At 71.0% G+C, this 20,549-nt stretch carries 16 protein-coding genes; 14 read left to right on the top strand and 2 right to left on the bottom strand.

The features are described from left to right. Nucleotides 1-8: 8 nt before the first annotated feature. The 13 genes from ACZ7HT_RS30905 (at nt 9) to nuoN (ending at nt 15,554) form a co-directional block, all read left to right on the top strand. On the top strand, nt 9-563 hold the full coding sequence (locus ACZ7HT_RS30905; RefSeq protein WP_471171879.1) for a NuoB/complex I 20 kDa subunit family protein: 555 nt from the start codon (nt 9-11) through the stop codon (nt 561-563). Beyond that, a complete protein-coding gene (locus ACZ7HT_RS30910; RefSeq protein ID WP_471171880.1) occupies nt 560-1,291 on the top strand; it encodes an NADH-quinone oxidoreductase subunit C in 732 nt (243 codons plus the stop codon). Before ACZ7HT_RS30905 ends, ACZ7HT_RS30910 begins: the two co-directional genes overlap by 4 nt. Then, nucleotides 1,291-2,613 (top strand): NADH-quinone oxidoreductase subunit D, encoded by a 1,323-nt coding sequence (locus ACZ7HT_RS30915; RefSeq protein WP_471171882.1) that lies wholly within the window; start codon nt 1,291-1,293, stop codon nt 2,611-2,613. The genes ACZ7HT_RS30910 and ACZ7HT_RS30915 overlap by 1 nt, the downstream gene beginning before the upstream one ends. Beyond that, entirely contained in the window at nt 2,610-3,350 is a 741-nt protein-coding gene (gene nuoE, locus ACZ7HT_RS30920) for an NADH-quinone oxidoreductase subunit NuoE (protein ID WP_471171884.1), read from the top strand. The genes ACZ7HT_RS30915 and nuoE overlap by 4 nt, the downstream gene beginning before the upstream one ends. Next, complete coding sequence (nuoF, locus tag ACZ7HT_RS30925; RefSeq protein WP_471171885.1) at nt 3,347-4,699, top strand: NADH-quinone oxidoreductase subunit NuoF; 1,353 nt, start codon at nt 3,347-3,349, stop codon at nt 4,697-4,699. Before nuoE ends, nuoF begins: the two co-directional genes overlap by 4 nt. Next, a complete protein-coding gene (locus tag ACZ7HT_RS30930) occupies nt 4,696-7,194 on the top strand; it encodes an NADH-quinone oxidoreductase subunit G (protein ID WP_471171887.1) in 2,499 nt (832 codons plus the stop codon). The genes nuoF and ACZ7HT_RS30930 overlap by 4 nt, the downstream gene beginning before the upstream one ends. A gap of 127 nt (nt 7,195-7,321) precedes the next feature. Further along, nucleotides 7,322-8,713 carry an NADH-quinone oxidoreductase subunit NuoH gene (gene nuoH / locus ACZ7HT_RS30935; RefSeq protein WP_471171889.1) on the top strand — a complete coding sequence of 464 codons (1,392 nt, stop codon included), beginning with the start codon at nt 7,322-7,324 and terminating at the stop codon, nt 8,711-8,713. Then, the gene (nuoI, locus tag ACZ7HT_RS30940; RefSeq protein ID WP_471171890.1) at nt 8,706-9,284 is read left to right on the top strand and encodes an NADH-quinone oxidoreductase subunit NuoI; all 579 of its coding nucleotides are present in this window, start codon (nt 8,706-8,708) and stop codon (nt 9,282-9,284) included. The genes nuoH and nuoI overlap by 8 nt, the downstream gene beginning before the upstream one ends. Beyond that, nucleotides 9,281-10,093: an NADH-quinone oxidoreductase subunit J gene (locus ACZ7HT_RS30945; RefSeq protein WP_471171892.1), complete on the top strand. Its 813-nt coding sequence runs from the start codon at nt 9,281-9,283 to the stop codon at nt 10,091-10,093. The genes nuoI and ACZ7HT_RS30945 overlap by 4 nt, the downstream gene beginning before the upstream one ends. Next, complete coding sequence (gene nuoK, locus ACZ7HT_RS30950) at nt 10,090-10,389, top strand: NADH-quinone oxidoreductase subunit NuoK (protein WP_055599014.1); 300 nt, start codon at nt 10,090-10,092, stop codon at nt 10,387-10,389. The genes ACZ7HT_RS30945 and nuoK overlap by 4 nt, the downstream gene beginning before the upstream one ends. A 10-nt stretch (nt 10,390-10,399) precedes the next feature. Next, complete coding sequence (gene nuoL, locus ACZ7HT_RS30955) at nt 10,400-12,292, top strand: NADH-quinone oxidoreductase subunit L (RefSeq protein ID WP_471171894.1); 1,893 nt, start codon at nt 10,400-10,402, stop codon at nt 12,290-12,292. A 5-nt stretch (nt 12,293-12,297) separates the two neighbouring features. Then, a complete protein-coding gene (locus ACZ7HT_RS30960) occupies nt 12,298-13,908 on the top strand; it encodes an NADH-quinone oxidoreductase subunit M (RefSeq protein ID WP_471171896.1) in 1,611 nt (536 codons plus the stop codon). Then, a complete protein-coding gene (nuoN, locus tag ACZ7HT_RS30965) occupies nt 13,905-15,554 on the top strand; it encodes an NADH-quinone oxidoreductase subunit NuoN (protein WP_471171897.1) in 1,650 nt (549 codons plus the stop codon). Before ACZ7HT_RS30960 ends, nuoN begins: the two co-directional genes overlap by 4 nt. 77 nt (nt 15,555-15,631) lie before the next feature. Here nuoN and fahA read toward each other — a convergent pair whose 3' ends face one another. After that, complete coding sequence (fahA, locus tag ACZ7HT_RS30970) at nt 15,632-16,858, bottom strand: fumarylacetoacetase (protein WP_471171898.1); 1,227 nt, start codon at nt 16,856-16,858, stop codon at nt 15,632-15,634. 295 nt (nt 16,859-17,153) lie between these two features. On the opposite strand from fahA, the gene ACZ7HT_RS30975 reads away from it, so the two are divergent. Further along, nucleotides 17,154-18,488, top strand: a complete 1,335-nt coding sequence (locus ACZ7HT_RS30975) for a peptidase (protein WP_471171900.1) — start codon at nt 17,154-17,156, stop codon at nt 18,486-18,488. A 30-nt stretch (nt 18,489-18,518) separates the two neighbouring features. Here the strand turns inward: ACZ7HT_RS30975 and ACZ7HT_RS30980 are convergent, their stop codons facing one another. Next, on the bottom strand, nt 18,519-20,522 hold the full coding sequence (locus ACZ7HT_RS30980) for a CocE/NonD family hydrolase (RefSeq protein WP_471171901.1): 2,004 nt from the start codon (nt 20,520-20,522) through the stop codon (nt 18,519-18,521). Between the last annotated feature and the right edge of the window lie 27 nt (nt 20,523-20,549).

Raw genomic sequence — 20,549 nt, forward strand, 5'->3', positions numbered from 1 at the left:
GGGCACCTATGGGACTCGAAGAGAAACTCCCGAGCGGCTTTCTGCTGACGACGGTCGAACAGGCCGCGGGCTGGGTGCGCAAGGCGTCCGTGTTCCCCGCGACCTTCGGCCTCGCCTGCTGCGCCATCGAGATGATGACCACCGGAGCCGGCCGGTACGACCTGGCCCGCTTCGGCATGGAGGTCTTCCGCGGCTCGCCGCGCCAGGCCGACCTGATGATCGTGGCCGGCCGGGTCAGCCAGAAGATGGCGCCCGTCCTGAGGCAGGTCTACGACCAGATGCCCAGCCCCAAGTGGGTCATCTCCATGGGCGTCTGCGCCTCCTCGGGCGGCATGTTCAACAACTACGCGGTCGTGCAGGGCGTCGACCACATCGTGCCGGTCGACATCTACCTGCCCGGTTGTCCGCCGCGTCCGGAGATGCTCCTGGACGCGATCCTCAAGCTCCACCAGAAGATCCAGTCCTCCAAGCTCGGCGTGAACGCCGAGGAGGCGGCCCGTGAGGCGGAGGAAGCGGCGCTCAAGGCGCTGCCGACGATCGAGTTGAAGGGTCTGCTCCGTTGAGTGACGAAACCCCGAACCCCGAGAAGGAGCTGAGCGGGCAGAACCTGCCCGGCCAGCGCGGGGACCACGGCGAGGAGGTCCGCGTCCAGCGCGGCATGTTCGGCGCCAACAATGGCGGCGACACCTCCGGCTACGGCGGCCTCGTCCGCTCCGTCCGGCTCCCCGGCCCGGCCACCCGCCCGTACGGCGGCTGGTTCGACGAGGTCGCCGACGAGCTGGAGGGCGCCCTGGAGGAGCAGGGGCTCCTGCCCGAGAACGCCATCGAGAAGACGGTCGTCGACCGGGGCGAGCTCACCTTCCACATCGAGCGCGAGCACCTGGTCCGCGTGGCCCGCACCCTGCGCGACGACCCGGCGCTCCGCTTCGAGCTGTGCACGGGCGTCTCCGGCGTCCACTACCCCGGCGACAAGGGCCGCGAGCTGCACGCCGTCTACCACCTGCGCTCGATCACCCACGGCCGGCTGATCCGCCTGGAGGTCTCGGCCCCGGACGCCGAGCCGCGCATCCCGTCCCTCGTCGCCGTCTACCCGACGAACGACTGGCACGAGCGCGAGACGTACGACTTCTTCGGCATCGTCTTCGACGGCCACCCCGCCCTCACCCGGATCATGATGCCGGACGACTGGCAGGGCCACCCGCAGCGCAAGGACTACCCCCTCGGCGGCATCGCCGTCGAGTACAAGGGCGCCCAGATCCCGGCTCCGGACCAGCGGAGGTCGTACAGCTGATGTCCACCGAACACGCGTCTCCGCGAGAGACCACAGAGGGCGCCGTCTACACGGTGACCGGCGGCGACTGGGAAGAGGTCGTCCAGTCCGCCGCGAAGGCCGACGACGAGCGCATCATCGTCAACATGGGCCCCCAGCACCCGTCCACCCACGGCGTGCTCCGCCTGATCCTGGAGATCGACGGCGAGACCGTCACCGAGGCCCGCTGCGGCATCGGCTACCTCCACACCGGCATCGAGAAGAACCTCGAGTACCGGACCTGGACGCAGGGCACCACCTTCGTCACGCGCATGGACTACCTCACCTCGTTCTACAACGAGACGGCGTACTGCCTCGGCGTGGAGAAGCTCCTCGGCATCACCGAGCAGATCCCGGACCGCGCCACCGTCATCCGGGTCCTGCTCATGGAGCTCAACCGGCTCTCCTCGCACCTGGTGTGCATCGCCACCGGCGGCATGGAGCTCGGCGCCACCACGATCATGATCTACGGCTTCCGGGACCGCGAGATGATCCTGGACCTGTACGAGCTGATCACCGGCCTGCGCATGAACCACGCGTTCATCCGCCCCGGCGGCCTCGCCCAGGACCTGCCGCCCGGCGCCGTCGACGCCGTGCGCGAGTTCGTGAAGACCATGAAGAAGAACCTGCCGGAGTACGACAAGCTCGCCACCGGCAACCCGATCTTCAAGGCCCGCATGCAGGACGTCGGCTACCTCGACCTCTCCGGCTGCATGGCCCTCGGCGCGACCGGACCGATCCTCCGGTCGGCGGGCCTCCCGCACGACCTGCGCAAGACCGACCCGTACTGCGGATACGAGAACTACGAGTTCGACATCCCGACCGCCGACACCTGCGACTCCTACGGACGCTTCCTCGTCCGCCTGGAGGAGATGCGGCAGTCCCTGCGGATCGTCGAGCAGTGCCTCGACCGCCTGGCGCCGGGACCGGTCATGGTCGGCGACAAGAAGATCGCCTGGCCCGCGCAGCTCGCCCTCGGCACGGACGGCCTCGGCAACTCCACCGACCACATCGCGAAGATCATGGGCACCTCCATGGAGGCCCTGATCCACCACTTCAAGCTGGTCACCGAGGGCTTCCGGGTCCCCGCCGGGCAGGCCTACGCAGCCGTCGAGTCGCCCAAGGGCGAGCTCGGCGTGCACGTCGTCTCCGATGGTGGCACGCGGCCGTACCGGGTTCACTTCCGCGACCCGTCCTTCACCAACCTCCAGGCCATGGCCGCGATGTGCGAGGGCGGCCAGGTCGCCGACGTCATCGTCGCCGTAGCCTCCATCGACCCCGTGATGGGAGGCGTCGACCGATGACCGACAACGTCAGCCTGGGGATGCCCCAGCTCCCCGCGCCCCCGTACCCGGCGGACGTCCACGCCCGCCTGGCGGAGGACGCGAAGACGATCATCGACCGCTACCCGGACTCCCGCTCCGCGCTCCTGCCGATGCTGCACCTCGTGCAGTCGGAGGAGGGCCACGTCACCCGTACCGGCATGGCGTTCTGCGCGGAGATCCTCGGCCTGACCACCGCCGAGGTCACCGCCGTCGCCACCTTCTACACGATGTACCGCCGCAAGCCCTCCGGCGACTACCAGGTCGGCGTCTGCACCAACACGCTCTGCGCGGTCATGGGCGGCGACGCCATCTTCGAGGAGCTCAAGCGGCACCTCGGCGTCGGCAACGAGGGCACCACGGACGACGGCAAGATCACCCTTGAGCACATCGAGTGCAACGCGGCCTGCGACTTCGCGCCCGTCGTGATGGTGAACTGGGAGTTCTTCGACAACCAGACGCCCGAGTCCGCCAAGAAGATGGTCGACGACCTCCGCGCCGGACGCACCGTCGAACCCACCCGCGGCGCCCCGCTCTGCACCTTCAAGGAGACCGCCCGCATCCTCGCCGGCTTCCCCGACGAGCGCCCCGGCGCCGTCGAGGCCACCGGCGGCGCCGGCCCCGCCTCCCTCGTGGGCCTGCGCCTGGCCAAGGGCGAGAAGCCGCAGCACCGAATCGTCCACCCGCGTGGTGAGACCTCCGGACAGGAGGGGAAGTGATGACCTTGGCCGCCGAGATCAACAACAGCAGCCCCGAGAAGCTCCTGGCGCCCGTCCTGTCGGCCTTCTGGGACCAGCCCGACTCCTGGACCCTGGAGACTTACGAGCGCCACGAGGGCTACCGCGGCCTCAAGAAGGCCCTCGCGATGAGCCCCGACGACCTCATCGCGTACGTCAAGGAATCCGGGCTCCGCGGACGCGGCGGCGCCGGCTTCCCCACCGGCATGAAGTGGCAGTTCATCCCGCAGGGCGACGGCAAGCCGCACTACCTCGTCGTCAACGCCGACGAGTCCGAACCCGGCACCTGCAAGGACATCCCCCTCCTCTTCGCCAACCCGCACTCCCTCATCGAGGGCATCGTGATCGCCTGCTACGCGATCCGCTCCAACCACGCCTTCATCTACCTGCGCGGCGAGGTCGTCCCCGTCCTGCGCCGCCTGCACGAGGCCGTCCGCGAGGCCTACGCCGCCGGCTACCTCGGCACGAACGTCCTCGGCAGCGGACTCGACCTCGACCTCACCGTGCACGCCGGCGCCGGCGCGTACATCTGCGGTGAGGAGACCGCCCTGCTCGACTCGCTCGAAGGGCGCCGCGGCCAGCCCCGGCTGCGGCCCCCCTTCCCCGCGGTCGCCGGTCTGTACGCCTGCCCCACTGTGGTGAACAACGTCGAATCCATCGCCTCGGTTCCCGCGATCCTGAACAAGGGCAAGGACTGGTTCACGTCGATGGGGACCGAGAAGTCCCCCGGCTTCACCCTCTACTCGCTCAGCGGGCACGTCGCCTCGCCCGGCCAGTACGAGGCCCCCCTCGGCATCACCCTGCGCCAGCTCCTCGACATGAGCGGCGGCATGCGGCCCGGCCACCGGCTCAAGTTCTGGACGCCCGGCGGCTCCTCCACCCCGATGTTCACCGACGAGCACCTCGACGTGGCCCTCGACTACGAGGGCGTCGGCGCCGCCGGATCGATGCTCGGCACCAAGGCGCTCCAGTGCTTCGACGAGACCACCTGCGTCGTCCGGGCCGTCACCCGCTGGACCGAGTTCTACGCCCACGAGTCCTGCGGCAAGTGCACGCCCTGCCGCGAGGGCACGTACTGGCTCGTCCAGCTGCTCCGCGACATCGAGGCCGGCAAGGGCGTCATGTCCGACCTCGACAAGCTCAACGACATCGCCGACAACATCAACGGCAAGTCGTTCTGCGCCCTCGGCGACGGCGCCGCCTCGCCGATCTTCTCCTCGCTGAAGTACTTCCGCGAGGAGTACGAGCAGCACATCACGGGCAAGGGCTGCCCCTTCGACCCGGCCAAGTCGACCGCCTGGGCGGACAACCACAAGGAGGTGACCGCATGACCGTCATCGCGTCCACCCCCAGCGGCGGCGGCAGCGCGCCCGTACCGCCCGAGGATCTGGTCACGCTGACCATCGACGGCGCCGAGATCTCCGTCCCCAAGGGGACGCTCGTCATCCGCGCCGCCGAACAGCTCGGCATCGAGATCCCGCGCTTCTGCGACCACCCCCTCCTCGACCCCGCCGGCGCCTGCCGCCAGTGCATCGTCGAGGTCGAGGGCCAGCGCAAGCCGATGGCCTCCTGCACCATCACCTGCACCGACGGCATGGTCGTGAAGACCCAGCTGACGTCGCAGGTCGCCGAGAAGGCCCAGCACGGGGTGATGGAGCTGCTGCTCATCAACCACCCCCTCGACTGCCCCGTCTGCGACAAGGGCGGCGAATGCCCCCTGCAGAACCAGGCCATGTCCCACGGGCAGGCCGAGTCCCGCTTCGAGGGCGTCAAGCGGACGTACGAGAAGCCGGTCGCCATCTCCACCCAGGTGCTGCTCGACCGCGAGCGGTGCGTCCTGTGCGCCCGCTGCACCCGCTTCTCCAACCAGGTCGCGGGCGACCCGATGATCGAGCTCATCGAGCGCGGCGCGCTCCAGCAGGTCGGCACCGGCGAGGGCGACCCCTTCGAGTCGTACTTCTCCGGCAACACCATCCAGATCTGCCCCGTCGGCGCCCTCACCTCGGCCGCCTACCGCTTCCGCTCCCGCCCCTTCGACCTGGTCTCCTCGCCGTCCGTCTGCGAGCACTGCGCCGGCGGCTGCGCCACCCGCACCGACCACCGGCGCGGCAAGGTCATGCGGCGGCTCGCCGCCGAGGACCCGGAGGTCAACGAGGAGTGGATCTGCGACAAGGGCCGCTTCGGCTTCCGGTACGCCCAGCAGCGCGACCGGCTGACCACGCCGCTCGTCCGGAACCCCGACACCGGTGAGCTGGAGGCCGCCTCCTGGCCCGAGGCCCTGGAGGCCGCGGCCAACGGGCTCGTCCGCGGCCGGACCGGCGTCCTGACCGGCGGGCGCCTCACCGTCGAGGACTCCTACGCGTACGCCAAGTTCGCCCGGGTCGCCCTCGACACCAACGACATCGACTTCCGGGCCCGGATCCACTCCGGCGAGGAGGCCGACTTCCTGGCCTCGACCGTCGCCGGGCGTGGACGGGACCTGGACCGGTCGGGCGTCACCTACACCTCGCTCGAAGCCGCCCCGGCCGTGCTCCTCGTGGGCCTGGAATCCGAGGAGGAGGCCCCCGGCGTCTTCCTGCGGCTCCGCAAGGCCTGGCGCAAGCACGGCCAGAAGACGTACGGGATCGCGTCGTTCGCGACCCGGGGCCTGACGAAGGCCGGCGGCACGCTGCTGCCCGCCGCGCCCGGCACCGAGACCGAGTGGCTCGACGCGATCACCTCCCGCGTCGGCCTCAGCGGCGAAGGCGCCGACGCGGCCGAAGCCCTCCGCCAGGAGGGCGCCGTCCTCGCCGTCGGCGAGCGGCTCGCGGGCGTGCCCGGCGCGCTCACCGCCGCCCTGCGCGCCTCGGCCGCCACCGGCGCCCGCCTCGTGTGGATCCCGCGCCGCGCCGGCGAGCGCGGCGCCGTCGAGGCGGGGGCGCTCCCGGCGCTGCTGCCCGGCGGGCGGCCCGCGACCGATCCCCGCGCGCGTGAGGAGGTCGCCGCCGCCTGGGGCCTCCGCGAACTCCCGCACCGCTACGGCCGCGACACCGGCCAGATCGTGGAGGCCGCCGCCGGCGGAGAGCTCGCCGCGCTGCTCGTCGCCGGCGTCGAGGTCGCCGACCTGCCGGACCCGGCACGCGCGCGCGAGGCCCTCGACGCGGCGTTCGTGGTCTCCCTCGAACTGCGGCCCGGCGAGGTCACCGAGCGCGCCGACGTGATCCTGCCGGTCGCGGCGGTCGCCGAGAAGTCCGGCACCTTCCTCAACTGGGAGGGCAGGGCCCGGCTCTTCGAGGCCGCGCTCAAGCCCGAGCAGATGACGAGGCCGCTCGCCCCGAGCGACGCCCGCGTCCTGCACATGCTGGCCGACGCCCTCGACGTCCACCTCGGCCTGCCCGACCTGCGGTCGGCCCGCCGGGAGCTGGACCGGCTCGGCGGCTGGACCGAGGAACGGGCCACCGAGCCCAGCTCGCCCGCGCAGCCGGCGCCCCGGCCCGGCGACGGCGAGGCCGTCCTCGCCGGACACCGCCTCCTCCTCGACCTCGGCCGGCTCCAGGAGGGCGACACCGCCCTCGCCGGCACCCGGCACGCGGCGGTCGCCCGGCTCTCCGCCGCCACCGCCGCCGACACCGGCGTCAAGGACGGCGACGTCCTGGAGGTGACCGGCCCCGGGGGCTCCGTCGCCTTCCCGCTCCAGGTCACCGACATGCCCGACCGGGTCGTCTGGCTCCCGCTGAACTCGAAGGGCCGGGGCGTCCTCTCCGACACCGGAGCCCACCCCGGCGACCTGGTCCGCATCGGCCCGGCGGGGCCGGTGGCCGGCAAGGGCGAGGAGGCGGGCTCATGACCGCGACCCCCGTCCGGCCGGGCGAAGCCCTGGCTGCCGCGGGCCGTGGCCCCATCGGGCCACACTCCCGCATCCCCCTCGTCCGGTCGGGCGCAGCCCGGACCGCAGCTGCTCCGGAGGTGCGCGCATGACCGCCCTCGCTTCACTCGCGGACGCTCAGCGCAGCGTCCTGGCGGCCGAAGACCTGTCCATGTTCGGCACGGACCCCTGGTGGCTCGTGCTCGTCAAGGCCGTCTTCTGCTTCGCCTTCCTGATGGTCACCGTGCTCTTCTCCATCGTGTGGGAGCGCAAGGTCGTCGCCTGGATGCAGCTGCGCATCGGCCCCAACCGGCACGGCCCCTGGGGCCTCCTCCAGTCCCTCGCGGACGGCGTCAAGCTGATGCTCAAGGAGGACGTGATCGTCAAGAAGGCCGACAAGGTCGTCTACGTCCTCGCCCCGATCATCGCCGCGATCCCCGCGTTCATGGCGATCGCCGTGATCCCGTTCGGCCCGGCCGACGACGAGGTCTCGATCTTCGGGCAGCGGACGGCGATGCAGCTCACCGACCTGCCGATCGCGATGCTGTACGTCCTCGCGGTCGCCTCCGTCGGCATCTACGGCATCGTCCTCGCCGGGTGGTCCTCGGGCTCCACGTACCCGCTGCTCGGCGGCCTCCGCTCCTGCGCGCAGATGATCTCGTACGAGATCGCCATGGGCGCGGCCTTCGCCTCCGTCTTCCTCTACTCCGGGTCGATGTCGACCTCGAAGATCGTCGAGGCGCAGGCGGACCGCTGGTTCGTGATCCTGCTGCCGGTCTCGTTCATCATCTACATCGTCACGATGGTCGGCGAGACGAACCGCGCCCCGTTCGACATGCCGGAGTCCGAGGGCGACCTCGTCGGCGGCTTCAACACCGAGTACTCGTCCATCAAGTTCGCGATGTTCATGCTCGCCGAGTACGTGAACATGGTGACGGTCTCGGCCGTGTCGGTGACCCTCTTCCTGGGCGGCTGGCGGGCCCCGTACCCGATCTCCACGTTCTGGGAGGGCGCGAACCACGGCTGGTGGCCGATGCTCTGGTTCGTCATCAAGGTGCAGCTGCTGCTGTTCTTCTTCATCTGGCTCCGCGGCACCCTGCCCCGCGTCCGCTACGACCAGCTGATGAAGCTCGGCTGGAAGGTCCTCATCCCGGTCGCCGTGGTCTGGCTGATGCTGGTCGCCACCGTCCGCGCGCTGCGCAACGAGAACATCGCCTTCTCCAACATCGTGCTGTACGTGGCGGGCGGCGTCCTCGCCGTGCTCCTCCTCTCCTTCCTGTTCGACGCGTTCCGCGACCGGAAGGCGAAGGAGGCCGTGGCCCGGCCCGCCGAGGAGCCGTCCTTCGACCCGATGGCGGGCGGCTTCCCCGTACCGCCCAAGCCCGGACAGTCCCTGCCGCCCGTGCCGCGGCGCAGGCCCCGCCACGAGCGGGACCTCGTTGTCAGTGGTGGCCCCGATACTGCTACCGAGAGTGACGAAAGGGGGACGGACGGTGTCTGATTTCCAGAATCCGGTGGCCGGCTTCGGCGTGACCTTCAAGGCCATGTTCAAGAAGCGGCTGACCGAGCAGTACCCGGAGGAGCGGAAGACGACGGCGCCCCGCTTCCACGGCCGGCACCAGCTCAACCGTCACCCCGACGGTCTGGAGAAGTGCATCGGCTGCGAGCTGTGCGCCTGGGCCTGTCCCGCCGACGCCATCTACGTCGAGGGCGCGGACAACACGGACGAGGAGCGCTACTCGCCGGGCGAGCGGTACGGCCGCGTCTACCAGATCAACTACGCCCGCTGCATCCTGTGCGGACTGTGCATCGAGGCGTGCCCCACGCGCGCGCTGACGATGACCAACGAGTTCGAACTGGCCGACTCCTCCCGCGAGAACCTGATCTACACCAAGGAGCAGCTCCTCGCGGGCCTGCAGGAGGAGATGGTCGACACGCCGCACGCGATCTTCCCGGGCATGACCGAGCAGGACTACTACCGGGGGCTCGTCACCGGCGCCGCTCCCGGCACCGTCCGTCAGGTCGCCGTGTCCAAGGGGGAGAAGGGCGAGCCGGAGGGGGCGGACGCATGAACCTGGCTGCCTACACGACCTCGACCGGTGAGGCCTTCCAGTTCTGGGTGCTCGGCACCGTCGCCGTCCTCGGCGCGCTGTCCACGGTCCTGATGAAGAAGGCCGTGCACTCCGCGCTCTCCCTCGCCGGCACGATGATCGTCCTCGCGGTCTTCTACCTGGCGAACGGCGCGTACTTCCTCGGCGTCGTCCAGATCGTCGTCTACACCGGCGCGATCATGATGCTCTTCCTCTTCGTCGTCATGCTGGTCGGCGTCACCGCCGCGGACTCGTTGAAGGAGACCATCAAGGGCCAGCGCTGGCTGGCCGCCGCCTGCGGTCTCGGCTTCGGCATCCTGCTCGCGGCCGGCATCGGGAACGCCTCGCTGAAGGACTTCGCCGGACTCGGCACGGCCAACAGCGCGCACGGCGGGAACGTGGAGGGCCTCGCCGCCCTCATCTTCACGAAGTACGTCTTCGCCTTCGAGATCACCGGCGCACTGCTGATCACGGCGGCCGTCGGCGCGATGGTCCTCACCCACCGGGAGCGGACCGAGCGGGCCCGCACCCAGCGCGAGCTCTCCGAGCAGCGCGTGCGCGAGGGCAAGCACGTCCCGCCGCTGCCCGCGCCCGGCGTCTACGCCCGGCACAACGCCGTGGACATCGCCGGTCTGCTGCCCGACGGCACCCCGGCGGAGCTGACCGTCATGCAGACCCTGCGCAAGCGGGGCCAGATCCGGGACGTGTCGAACGAGGCGCTCTCGGACCTCAAGGCCCTGGAGCAGCGCTCCTCCGAGCGCCTGGGCCGCGAAGAGGAGGCCTCCCGGTGAACCCCGTCAACTACCTGTACCTCGCCGCCCTGCTGTTCACCATCGGTGCGGTCGGGGTGCTGATCCGGCGCAACGCGATCGTCGTCTTCATGTGCGTCGAGCTCATGCTCAACGCCTGCAACCTCGCGTTCGTCACGTTCTCCCGCATGCACGGCAACCTCGACGGCCAGGTCATCGCCTTCTTCACGATGGTCGTCGCCGCCGCGGAGGTCGTCGTCGGGCTCGCGATCATCGTGTCCGTCTTCCGTGCCCGCCACTCGGCCTCGGTCGACGACGCCAGCCTGATGAAGCTGTGAGGGGCTGACCGTGGAAAATCTCATTGCGCTGCTCATCGGGGCGCCCCTGCTCGGCGCGGCGGTGCTGCTCCTGGGCGGGCGGCGGCTCGACAAGTCCGGGCACTGGCTCGGGACGCTGCTCGCGGCCGTCTCCTTCCTGATCGGCCTGGCGCTCTTCGCCGACATGCTCGGCAAGAGCGCCGACGACCGGGCCCTGCACCAGACGCTCTACACCTGGATCCCCGTCGAGGGCTTCCAGGCGGACATGGCCTTCCAGCTCGACCAGCTGTCGATGACCTTCGTCCTGCTGATCACCGGCGTCGGCACGCTCATCCACGTCTACTCCATCGGATACATGGAGCACGACGAGCGCCGCCGCCGCTTCTTCGGCTACCTCAACCTGTTCGTCGCGGCGATGCTCCTGCTCGTCCTCGCCGACAACTACCTGCTGCTGTACTTCGGCTGGGAGGGCGTCGGCCTCGCCTCGTACCTCCTGATCGGCTTCTGGCAGCACAAGCCCACGGCGGCCACCGCCGCGAAGAAGGCGTTCATCGTCAACCGGGTCGGCGACATGGGCCTGTCGATCGCCATCATGATCATGTTCACCACCTTCGGGACCTTCACCTTCGGTCCCGTGCTCGCCGCGACCGGCCAGGCCTCCGAGGGCAAGCTGACCGCGATCGGCCTGATGCTGCTCCTCGCCGCCTGCGGCAAGTCGGCCCAGGTGCCGCTGCAGTCCTGGCTCGGGGACGCGATGGAGGGCCCGACCCCGGTCTCGGCCCTCATCCACGCGGCCACGATGGTGACCGCCGGTGTCTATCTGATCGTCCGCTCCGCCGACATCTTCAACGCGGCGCCGGACGCCCAGCTCGTCGTCACCGTGGTCGGCGCCGTCACGCTCCTCTTCGGTGCGATCGTCGGTTGCGCGAAGGACGACATCAAGAAGGCCCTCGCCGGCTCGACGATGTCGCAGATCGGATACATGATCCTGGCGGCAGGCCTCGGCCCCATCGGCTACGTCTTCGCGATCATGCACCTGGTGACGCACGGCTTCTTCAAGGCCGGTCTGTTCCTCGGCGCCGGTTCGGTCATGCACGGCATGAACGACGAGGTCGACATGCGGAAGTACGGCGGCCTGCGGAAGTACATGCCGGTCACCTTCGTCACCTTCGGCCTCGGCTACCTCGCCATCATCGGCTTCCCGGGCCTGTCCGGCTTCTTCTCCAAGGACAAGATCATCGAGGCGGCCTTCGCCAAGGGCGGCACCGAGGGCTGGATCCTCGGCACGGTCACCCTGATCGGCGCGGCCATCACCGCGTACTACATGACCCGCGTGATGCTGATGACCTTCTTCGGCGAGAAGCGCTGGCAGGACGACGAGAACGGCCAGCCCCCGCACCCGCACGAGTCGCCCAAGTCCATGGTCATCCCCATGGTCCTGCTCGCCGTCGGGTCGGTCGCCGCGGGCGCCCTCTTCGAGTTCTCCGGCTTCGTCGAGTGGCTGGAGCCGGTCACCGGCTTCGCGCACGGCCACTCGCCGATCAGCGCCGCCGCCGTCACCACCGCCACCATCGCCGTCATGGTGCTCGGCGTCGGCCTCGCGTACGTCCAGTACGGCCGCAGGCCCGTCCCGGTGGTCGCCCCGCGCGGCTCGCTCCTCACCCGGGCCGCCCGCCGCGACCTGCTCCAGGACGACTTCAACCACGCCGTCTTCGTCACCGGCGGCACGCACCTGACGCGCTCCCTGGTGTACGTCGACCACAGCCTGGTCGACGGCGTCGTCAACGGCACCGCGGCCGCCGTCGGCGGACTCTCCGGCCGGCTGCGCAAGCTCCAGAACGGCTACGCCCGCACGTACGCGGTCTCCATGTTCGGAGGTACGGCGGTGCTGATCGCCGCGACCCTGCTGATGAGGGCGGTGTAACGCTCATGTCCTTCCCGCTCCTTACGGTGACGGCGGCGGTGCCCGCGGTGGGCGCCGTGCTCACCGCCGCCGTGCCGGCCGCCCGCCGCACCGGCGCCAAGTGGCTGGCGCTGCTCGTCTCGCTCGCCACGCTCGTGCTCGCCGGCGTCGTCTGGGCGCAGTTCGAGCCCGGCGGCGACCGCTACCAGCTCGTCGAATCCCATGCCTGGATCAAGGACTTCGGCGTCCGGTACGAACTCGGCGTCGACGGCATCGGGGTCGCGCTCATCGCGCTCACCGCCCTGCTGATCCCGTTCATCGTCCTCGCCGGCTGGTACGACGCCGACCCTTCCCCAAGCTCTTCGAGCAGGGGATACCCCAATGACCGCGTCGACAAGCGGTGGCGGCCCACGCAGGGCTTCTTCGCCCTGATCCTCATGGTCGAGGCGATGGTGATCCTCTCCTTCGAGGCCACCGACGTCTTCCTCTTCTACATCCTGTTCGAAGCCATGCTCATCCCGATGTACTTCCTCATCGGCGGCTTCGGCGACCGCGCGCACAGCGGCTCCGACGAGAACGCGGCGGCCCAGCGCTCGTACGCGGCGGTCAAGTTCCTCCTCTACAACCTCGTCGGCGGCCTGATCATGCTGGCCGCGGTCATCGGGCTCTACGTGGTGGCGGGGAACTTCTCGCTCACCGAGATCGCCGAGGCCCGGGCCAACGGCTCGCTCGACATGGCGACCAACACGGAGCGGCTGCTCTTCCTCGGCTTCTTCTTCGCCTTCGCGGTGAAGGCGCCGCTCTGGCCGCTGCACACCTGGCTGCCGAACGCGATGGGAGAGTCCACCGCCCCGGTCGCCGTCCTCATCACCGCCGTCGTCGACAAGGTCGGCACGTTCGCGATGCTCCGCTTCTGCCTCGGGCTCTTCCCCGAGGCCAGCAAGTGGGCCACCCCCGCGATCGTCGTCCTCGCGCTGATCAGCATCGTCTACGGCGCGCTGGTCGCCGTCGGCCAGCGGGACATCAAGCGCCTGGTCGCCTACGCGTCGATCTCGCACTTCGGCTTCATCATCCTGGGCATCTTCGCGATGACCAGCCAGGGCCAGTCCGGCGCCACGCTCTACATGGTCAACCACGGCATCTCGACGGCCGCGCTCATGCTCGTCGCCGGCTTCCTGATCTCCCGGCGCGGCTCGCGGCTCATCGCCGACTACGGCGGCGTGCAGAAGGTCGCCCCGGTGCTCGCCGGCACGTTCCTGATCGGCGGCCTCGCGACCCTGTCGCTGCCCGGACTCGCGCCGTTCGTCAGCGAGTTCCTGGTCCTGGTCGGCGCGTACGCCCGGTATCCGGTGGCGGGTGTCATCGCCACCACCGGCATCGTCCTGGCCGCGCTCTACACCCTCGTCCTGTACCAGCGGACGATGACGGGGCCGGTGAAGGAGGAGGTGCGGGCGCTGCCCGACCTGCGGGCCCGCGAGCTGGCCGTGGTCGCCCCGCTGATCGCCGTCCTGATCTTCCTCGGGGTCTTCCCGAAGCCGCTCACGGACGTCGTCAACCCGGCCGTGCGGCACACCATGTCGGACGTCCAGCAGAAGGACCCCCAGCCCCAGATTCAGACCGTGGAGGCGGCCAAGTGAGTTCCATGGCTGTCCACAGCTTGTGGACGACAGCTGCCGAGCCGCTGGACAAGATCCCGGCACCCCACATCGAGTACACGCAGCTCTCGCCCGTGCTCATCGTGCTCGGCGCCGCGCTCGTCAGCGTCCTCGTCGAGGCCTTCGTGCCCCGCAAGGCCCGCTATCACAGCCAGGTGTTCCTGTCGGTCCTCGCGCTCGTCGCCGCCTTCGCCGCCATCGTCGGCCTGGCGGCGGGCGGTTACGGCTCCACCAAGGCCCACATCGCGGCCATGGGCGCCATCGCCGTCGACGGGCCCGCCCTCTTCCTCCAGGGCACCATTCTCCTCGCCTCCCTGGTGGCGGTCTTCACCTTCGCCGAGCGCAGGCTCGACCCGGCCGACCACGGCCACAAGGTCGACTCCTTCGCCGCCGAGGCGGCGGCCGTCCCCGGCAGCGAGCAGGAGAGGGCCGCCGTCAAGGCCGGCTTCACCACCACCGAGGTCTTCCCGCTCGCGCTCTTCGCGATCTCCGGCATGCTGCTCTTCCCGGCCGCCAACGACCTCCTGACGCTCTTCGTCGCCCTGGAGGTCTTCTCCCTCCCGCTGTACCTGCTCTGCGCCGTCGCCCGCCGCAAGCGGCTGATGTCGCAGGAGGCGGCCGTCAAGTACTTCCTGCTCGGCGCCTTCTCCTCGGCGTTCCTGCTCTTCGGGATCGCCCTGCTCTACGGCTACGCGGGCTCCGTCTCGTACGCCACGATCGCGCGGGTCGTCGACGGCTCGATCGGCGCCGTCGACCCGGCCCTCGCCGACACCATGGGCAACGACGCGCTGCTGCTCATCGGCTTCGCGATGGTCCTCATGGGGCTCCTCTTCAAGATCGGCGCCGTGCCGTTCCACATGTGGACCCCTGACGTCTACGAGGGTGCCCCGACCCCGGTCACCGGCTTCATGGCCGCCGCGACCAAGGTCGCCGCGTTCGGCGCGCTGCTCCGCCTGCTCTACGTGGTGCTCCCGGGCCTCACCTGGGACTGGCGCCCGGTCATGTGGGCCGTCGCGATCGTCACGATGCTGGGCGGTGCGATCGTCGCCATCACCCAGACCGACATCAAGCGCCTCCTGGCGTACTCCTCGATCGCGCACGCGGGCTTCCTGCTCGCGGGCGTCATCGCGGCGACGCCGTCCGGCATCTCGTCCGTCCTGTTCTACCTGGGGGCGTACTCCTTCGTGACGATCGGCGCGTTCGCCGTCGTCACCCTGGTCCGGGACGCGGGCGGCGAGGCCACCCACCTGTCCAAGTGGGCCGGACTCGGCCGCCGTTCGCCGCTCGTCGCGGCGGTCTTCGCGGTCTTCCTGCTCGCCTTCGCCGGCATTCCGCTGACCTCCGGCTTCTCCGGGAAGTTCGCGGTCTTCAAGGCGGCGGCGGACGGCGGCGCGGGCGCGCTCGTGGTGGTCGGTGTGATCTCCTCGGCGATCGCCGCGTTCTTCTACATCCGGGTCATCGTCCTGATGTTCTTCAGCGAGCCGAAGGCGGACGGCCCCACGGTCGCCGTGCCCTCGGCCCTGACGAGCATCACGATCACGGCGGGTGTGGCGGTCACCCTGGTCCTCGGCCTGGCCCCGCAGTACTTCCTGGACCTGGCGAACCAGGCGAGCACGTTCGTCCGGTAACCCGGACGGCACGCGCGAGGGCCCGGCTCGGGGGCGAGCCGGGCCCTTCGCGTTCCCGCCCTCTGGCGCGTGGCCTACTAGGCCGACGGAACGATCCGGCCCCGGACCTCGCCCAGGGACACCCGGGTGCCGTCCGGGCCCGGCGCCCAGGCAGTGAGGACGACCTCGTCGCCGTCCTCCAGGAACGTCCGCTTGCCGCCCGGCAGGTCGAGGGCGTCGCGGCCGTTCCAGGTGAGCTCCAAGAGCGAGCCGCGCTGGTTCACCTCGGGCCCGGAGACCGTGCCGGAGCCGTACAGGTCGCCCGTACGGAGCGAGGCGCCGTTCACCGTCATGTGGGCGAGCTGCTGGGCCGCCGTCCAGTACATGGAGGAGAACGGCGGCTCGGCCACCAGCTCGCCGTTGATCTCCACCGAGATCCGCAGGTCGAAGCCGCCCTGCTCCTCCTCGGCCGCGTCGTCCAGGTAGGGGAGGAGGGGGTAGTCGCGGGCGGGCGGCGCGGTCCGGGCCGCGTCCAGGGCCTCCAGGGGCGTCACCCACGCCGCTACGGAAGTCTGGAACGACTTGCCGAGGAACGGGCCGAGCGGCACGTACTCCCAGGCCTGGACGTCCCGCGCCGACCAGTCGTTGAGCAGCGTCAGACCGAAGACGTGCTCCCGGAAGTCGGCCAGCGGGACCGGCTTGCCCAGCTCCGAGGGCGTGCCGACGAGGAAGCCGACCTCCGCCTCGATGTCCAGCTTGACCGACGGGCCGAAGACCGGGGCCGGGTCCGTCGGGGCCTTGCGCTGCCCGGAGGGCCGTACGACATCGGTGCCGGAGACGACGACCGTGCCCGCGCGGCCGTGGTAACCGATCGGCAGGTGCTTCCAGTTGGGGGTGAGCGCGTCGCCGTCCGGGCGGAAGATGCGGCCCACGTTCGTCGCGTGGTGCTCGCTCGCGTAGAAGTCGACGTAGTCCGCGACCTCGTACGGCAGGTGCAGCGTCACCGCGTCCAGCGGGTGGAGCAGCGGCTCGATGTCCGCCCGGTGCGCGGGCACCGTCACCCAGGCGGTCAGCGCCCGGCGGACGTCGCGCCAGGCGGTCCGCCCGGCCGCGAGCAGCGGGTTGAGGCTGGGCTGCGCGAGCAGCGCCGCGTACGGGGAGCCCAGCGCGTGCGCCGCGGCACCCGCGTCCAGGACGTGCCCGCCGATGCGGACGCCGAGCCGGCGCCGCCCGGGCTCGTCGGCGGTGGAGAAGACGCCGTACGGGAGGTTGTGCGGGCCGAAGGGATCGCCCTCGGCCAGATCGAGCGGGCTGTGCTCGGACATCGGTGCGTGCCTCGCTTTCCACGTGTGTGGGGGACACGTTACGGGGCGGGCGCGCGGGCGCGGATGACATGGATCACAGAGAAAGAGCGGCCTCCGTGGGCAACTGCCCGCGTTCGCGCGGTTTGTGCCTTGAACGGGTTCAGAATTCCCCTGCGGGCTACGGAAACAGGCTCCCACGCGGACCCCTTCCGGTCATACGATCATGCCGGGTGCCGCGCCGCGTGACGTAGCCGCAGGCGCGCATCCGCCACCGTGCTTCGCAGTCTTTCTCTCTGACCAGGAAAAGGTCCGCAACGTGAAGATCCGCCGCATTCTGGCGACCGCCGTGGCCGCCGCCGTGACCACCCCGGTCGTCTTCCTCTCGGCCGCCCCGGCGTTCGCCGACACCAAGCCGTCGGCCCCGTCGACGCAGAAGCCCGCGTCCCACGAGGGCGACCCCGACGAGGACATGCCGACGCTGGAGGAGCTGAAGGCCGCCGTCGCCGAGGCGCAGAAGGCGTACGACGAGGCCCTCGCCGAGGTCGCCCAGGCCAAGGCGGACATCGTCGCCCTCGACAAGGCCGACCACCCGCTGAAGGCCGCCGCCGACGCGGCGAAGAAGGCCGCCGACGAGGCCGCCGCCGCCAAGACCGCCGCGGACGCGGCGCTCGCCAAGGCGAAGCTGGACGAGCAGGCCGTGCAGGCCCGGCCCGACGCGACCGACGAGGAGAAGGCGGCGGCCGCCGCCGCCGTCACCGCCGCCAAGACGGTCGCCGACGAGGCCGCCGCCGCCAAGACCGCCGCCGACACGAAGGCCGCGCAGGCCTCCAAGGCCCTGGCCGACGCCAGTGTCAAGGCCTTCCAGGTGCTCGGCCTCGCCCAGAAGGTCGAGAAGGCCGCCAAGGAGAAGCTCGACGACGCCGAGGAAGAGCTCGCCTTCTACGAGGACATGGGCGGGGAGTGCAAGGTGGACGGCTCCGTCAAGGTCGCCCTCACCGGTCCGAAGACGGTCACCGCCGGCAAGAGCGCCTCCTTCTCGCTGCGCGTCTCCAACGAGGGCGACCGGGACCTGGACGCCGTCTACGCCTACGCCAACGCCCTGCAGCTCCCCGAGCCCGGCGACGTCATCGACGAGGACACGGACTTCTCCGAGCGGTACATCTCCGTCGAGTGGTCCTCCGCGGACAACCCGGAGTGGACGCGGGTCACCAAGGAGCTCGACACCATCGAGGTCGGCAAGCTCGCCAAGGGCGGCCACGCGGACGTCAAGCTGCGCCTGACGGTCAAGGCCGACGCCCCGGCCGGCAAGGGCTCGGCCTTCGCCTTCGGCGCGTACGAGAACAACGACGACAGCTGCGGCATGGGCGAGGACGACGCGACCCTCTACTTCGACATCCTCGCCGCCGACAAGGGCGACAAGCCGAAGCCCAAGCCGACGGACACGCCCACCCCGGCGCCGACCGTCACCACCGGCGGCAACACGAACACCACCCAACAGGGCGGCTACTCCACCACCCGCGTGAACGGCACCCTCGCCGCCACCGGTGCGAACGAGACCCTGCCGCTCGGGTACGCCGCCGCCGGGGCCGTCGCCCTGGGCGCGGGCGCGCTGGTCGTCGCCCGCCGCCGCAAGGCCGGTTCGCAGGCGTAACCCCTGACCGGTCCCCCGTACGGCGTGAAGTCAGCCCGCCGTACGGGGGATCCTCTTTTCCCAGGTGCGGTGGAAGACGACCTCGCCGCCCTCCTTGCACACCAGCTCGTTCTCGGTGAGGAAGACGTCCGCGTCGCAGGAGATCTCCGAGCGGGTGTCGATGGTGACGTCCCAGGCCAGCTCGGGCCGGTGCAGCCGGATGGCCCAGTCCGAGCGGGTACGGGCGGACAGCGGGCCGCTCTCGTCGATCACGTACGTCTCCGCGGCGTCCTCGGTGAGCTCCAGGCCGTCCGGGTACACGCGCGTGCCGCCGGGTCTCGGGTCGACCTGGAGCCGCCACTCGCCCTTGGCCACGTCCCGGACCACGAGCCGCTCCGGGCGCGGCTCCTCCAGGTCCAGGGTGCGCGGGTAGACGACCCCGAGGGGCTCGGACTGCTCGGGCTCCGCCCACTCGACGGCGTCCTGGGTGGGGGCGCGGACGGGCAGGGTGAGGTTCGAGCCCGCCGGGTCGAGGGTGAAGCCGGCGGCGTCGGGCTGGGGCCAGATCCACGGCCAGTACGCGGAGGAGACCGCGAGCCGCACCCGGTGGCCGGGCGCGAAGGCGTGCCCGATGCCGTTCAGCTCGAAGACGAGGCTCTCCGTCTCGCCGATCTGCGCCTCCACGGCCCGGTCGCGTCCGTAGCGGGCGGAGAGGTTCAGGGCGCCCCGGGTGACGAGGGTGGAGGAGCCGTCCGGGGCGATGTCGCAGAGCCGGGCGACGACCTGTCCGGTGGGGGCGGTCGTCCGCAGGGCGAGGCTCACGGAGGGCCGGCCCAGGATCTCGACGGGGCCGCCGCCCTCCGGCACGGGGAAGTCGAAGCAGGCCGAGCGGGCGTCCTCGTCGCGCTGGTCGGGCGGCAGGTCGGCGTCGTTGCCGGAGGGGAGGAAGCGGCCCGCGTCGAGCCCGGTCTGCTGGGGTGAGTCGACGACGACCGGGGTGCCCTGGAAGGCGTACGTGACGGGGGTGACGTGCGGGGAGGGCCAGGCGGGGTCGGCGACCCAGCGGCCGGGCAGTTCGGCGTACACGGGGGCCGGCGGGTGCGAGTCGCTGATCCAGGAGCGCAGCAGCGGCTCGGCCATCACGTCGTTCTCGGCGTCCTTGAGGTGGTGGTCCCACCAGCGCAGGGTCTCCTGGAGGAAGCCGATCGCCGGTCCCGGCGGCAGGCCGCGGTCCGGGTACTGGTGGCACCAGGGGCCGATGACCGCCCGTACCCGGTCCTGGGGGAGGTGCCGGGCGAGCCGCAGGACGGTGTCGCGGTACGGGTCGTGCCAGCCGCCGACGGCGAGGACGGCGGCCCGGACGGCGGAGTAGTCCTCGCGGACGCTGCCGTGCTTCCAGTACGCGTCCCGGGTCTGGTGGGCGAGCCAGCTGTGCAGGGGCGGCTCGACGGCCTCCAGGCGCCGCAGCCACAGCTCGCGCCACTCCTCGCCCACGTGCCGCGGGTCCGGGGGGCGGGCGGCGAAGGCGAGCGCGGCGGCGGCGCGGGCGTGCATGCCGGTGGCGAGGACGGAGCCGCCCATGTAGGGGACGTCGTTGTCGTAGCGGTCGTCGGTGGCGCAGACGGCGACGACCGCCCTGAGGGGCTCGGGGGCGAGGGCGGCGACCTGGAGCGCGCTGACACCGCCCCGGCCGAGGCCGAACATGCCGACCTTCCCGGTGCACCAGTCCTGCCCGGCGAGCCAGTTCACGACGGCGACGCCGTCGGCGAGCTCGACGGCGTCGTGCGCGTCGCCGGGCAGGCCCTCGCTGTTGCCGTGGCCGCGGACGTCGACCCGTACGGAGGCGTAGCCGTGGCCCGCGTACCAGGGGTGGCGCTGCCAGTCGCGGGGGGCGGTCCCGTCGGTGAGGCGGTCCGGCAGGTACTCCAGGAGGGCCGGTACGGGCTCGTCGGCGAGCGGGCGCCACACGCGCGCGTACAGCCTGGTTCCGTCGGGCAGCGGGATGCGGACGTCCTCGTGGCGGGTCTCGTACGGGAAGTCGGTGCGGATCTTCATCGCGGCTCCTGCGGCTCCCTCTCGGCG

It is taken from the genome of Streptomyces sp. NPDC037410 (assembly GCF_055602235.1).

Bases quoted from the DNA above. Each gene is read 5' to 3' on its own strand.
- ACZ7HT_RS30905 (WP_471171879.1), top strand. From the start codon at position 9: ATGGGACTCGAAGAGAAACTCCCGAGCGGCTTTCTGCTGACGACGGTC.
- ACZ7HT_RS30915 (WP_471171882.1), top strand. From the start codon at position 1,291: ATGTCCACCGAACACGCGTCTCCGCGAGAGACCACAGAGGGCGCCGTC.
- nuoE (WP_471171884.1), top strand. From the start codon at position 2,610: ATGACCGACAACGTCAGCCTGGGGATGCCCCAGCTCCCCGCGCCCCCG.
- ACZ7HT_RS30930 (WP_471171887.1), top strand. From the start codon at position 4,696: ATGACCGTCATCGCGTCCACCCCCAGCGGCGGCGGCAGCGCGCCCGTA.
- nuoH (WP_471171889.1), top strand. From the start codon at position 7,322: ATGACCGCCCTCGCTTCACTCGCGGACGCTCAGCGCAGCGTCCTGGCG.
- ACZ7HT_RS30945 (WP_471171892.1), top strand. From the start codon at position 9,281: ATGAACCTGGCTGCCTACACGACCTCGACCGGTGAGGCCTTCCAGTTC.
- ACZ7HT_RS30960 (WP_471171896.1), top strand. From the start codon at position 12,298: ATGTCCTTCCCGCTCCTTACGGTGACGGCGGCGGTGCCCGCGGTGGGC.
- fahA (WP_471171898.1), bottom strand. From the start codon at position 16,858: ATGTCCGAGCACAGCCCGCTCGATCTGGCCGAGGGCGATCCCTTCGGC.
- ACZ7HT_RS30980 (WP_471171901.1), bottom strand. From the start codon at position 20,522: ATGAAGATCCGCACCGACTTCCCGTACGAGACCCGCCACGAGGACGTC.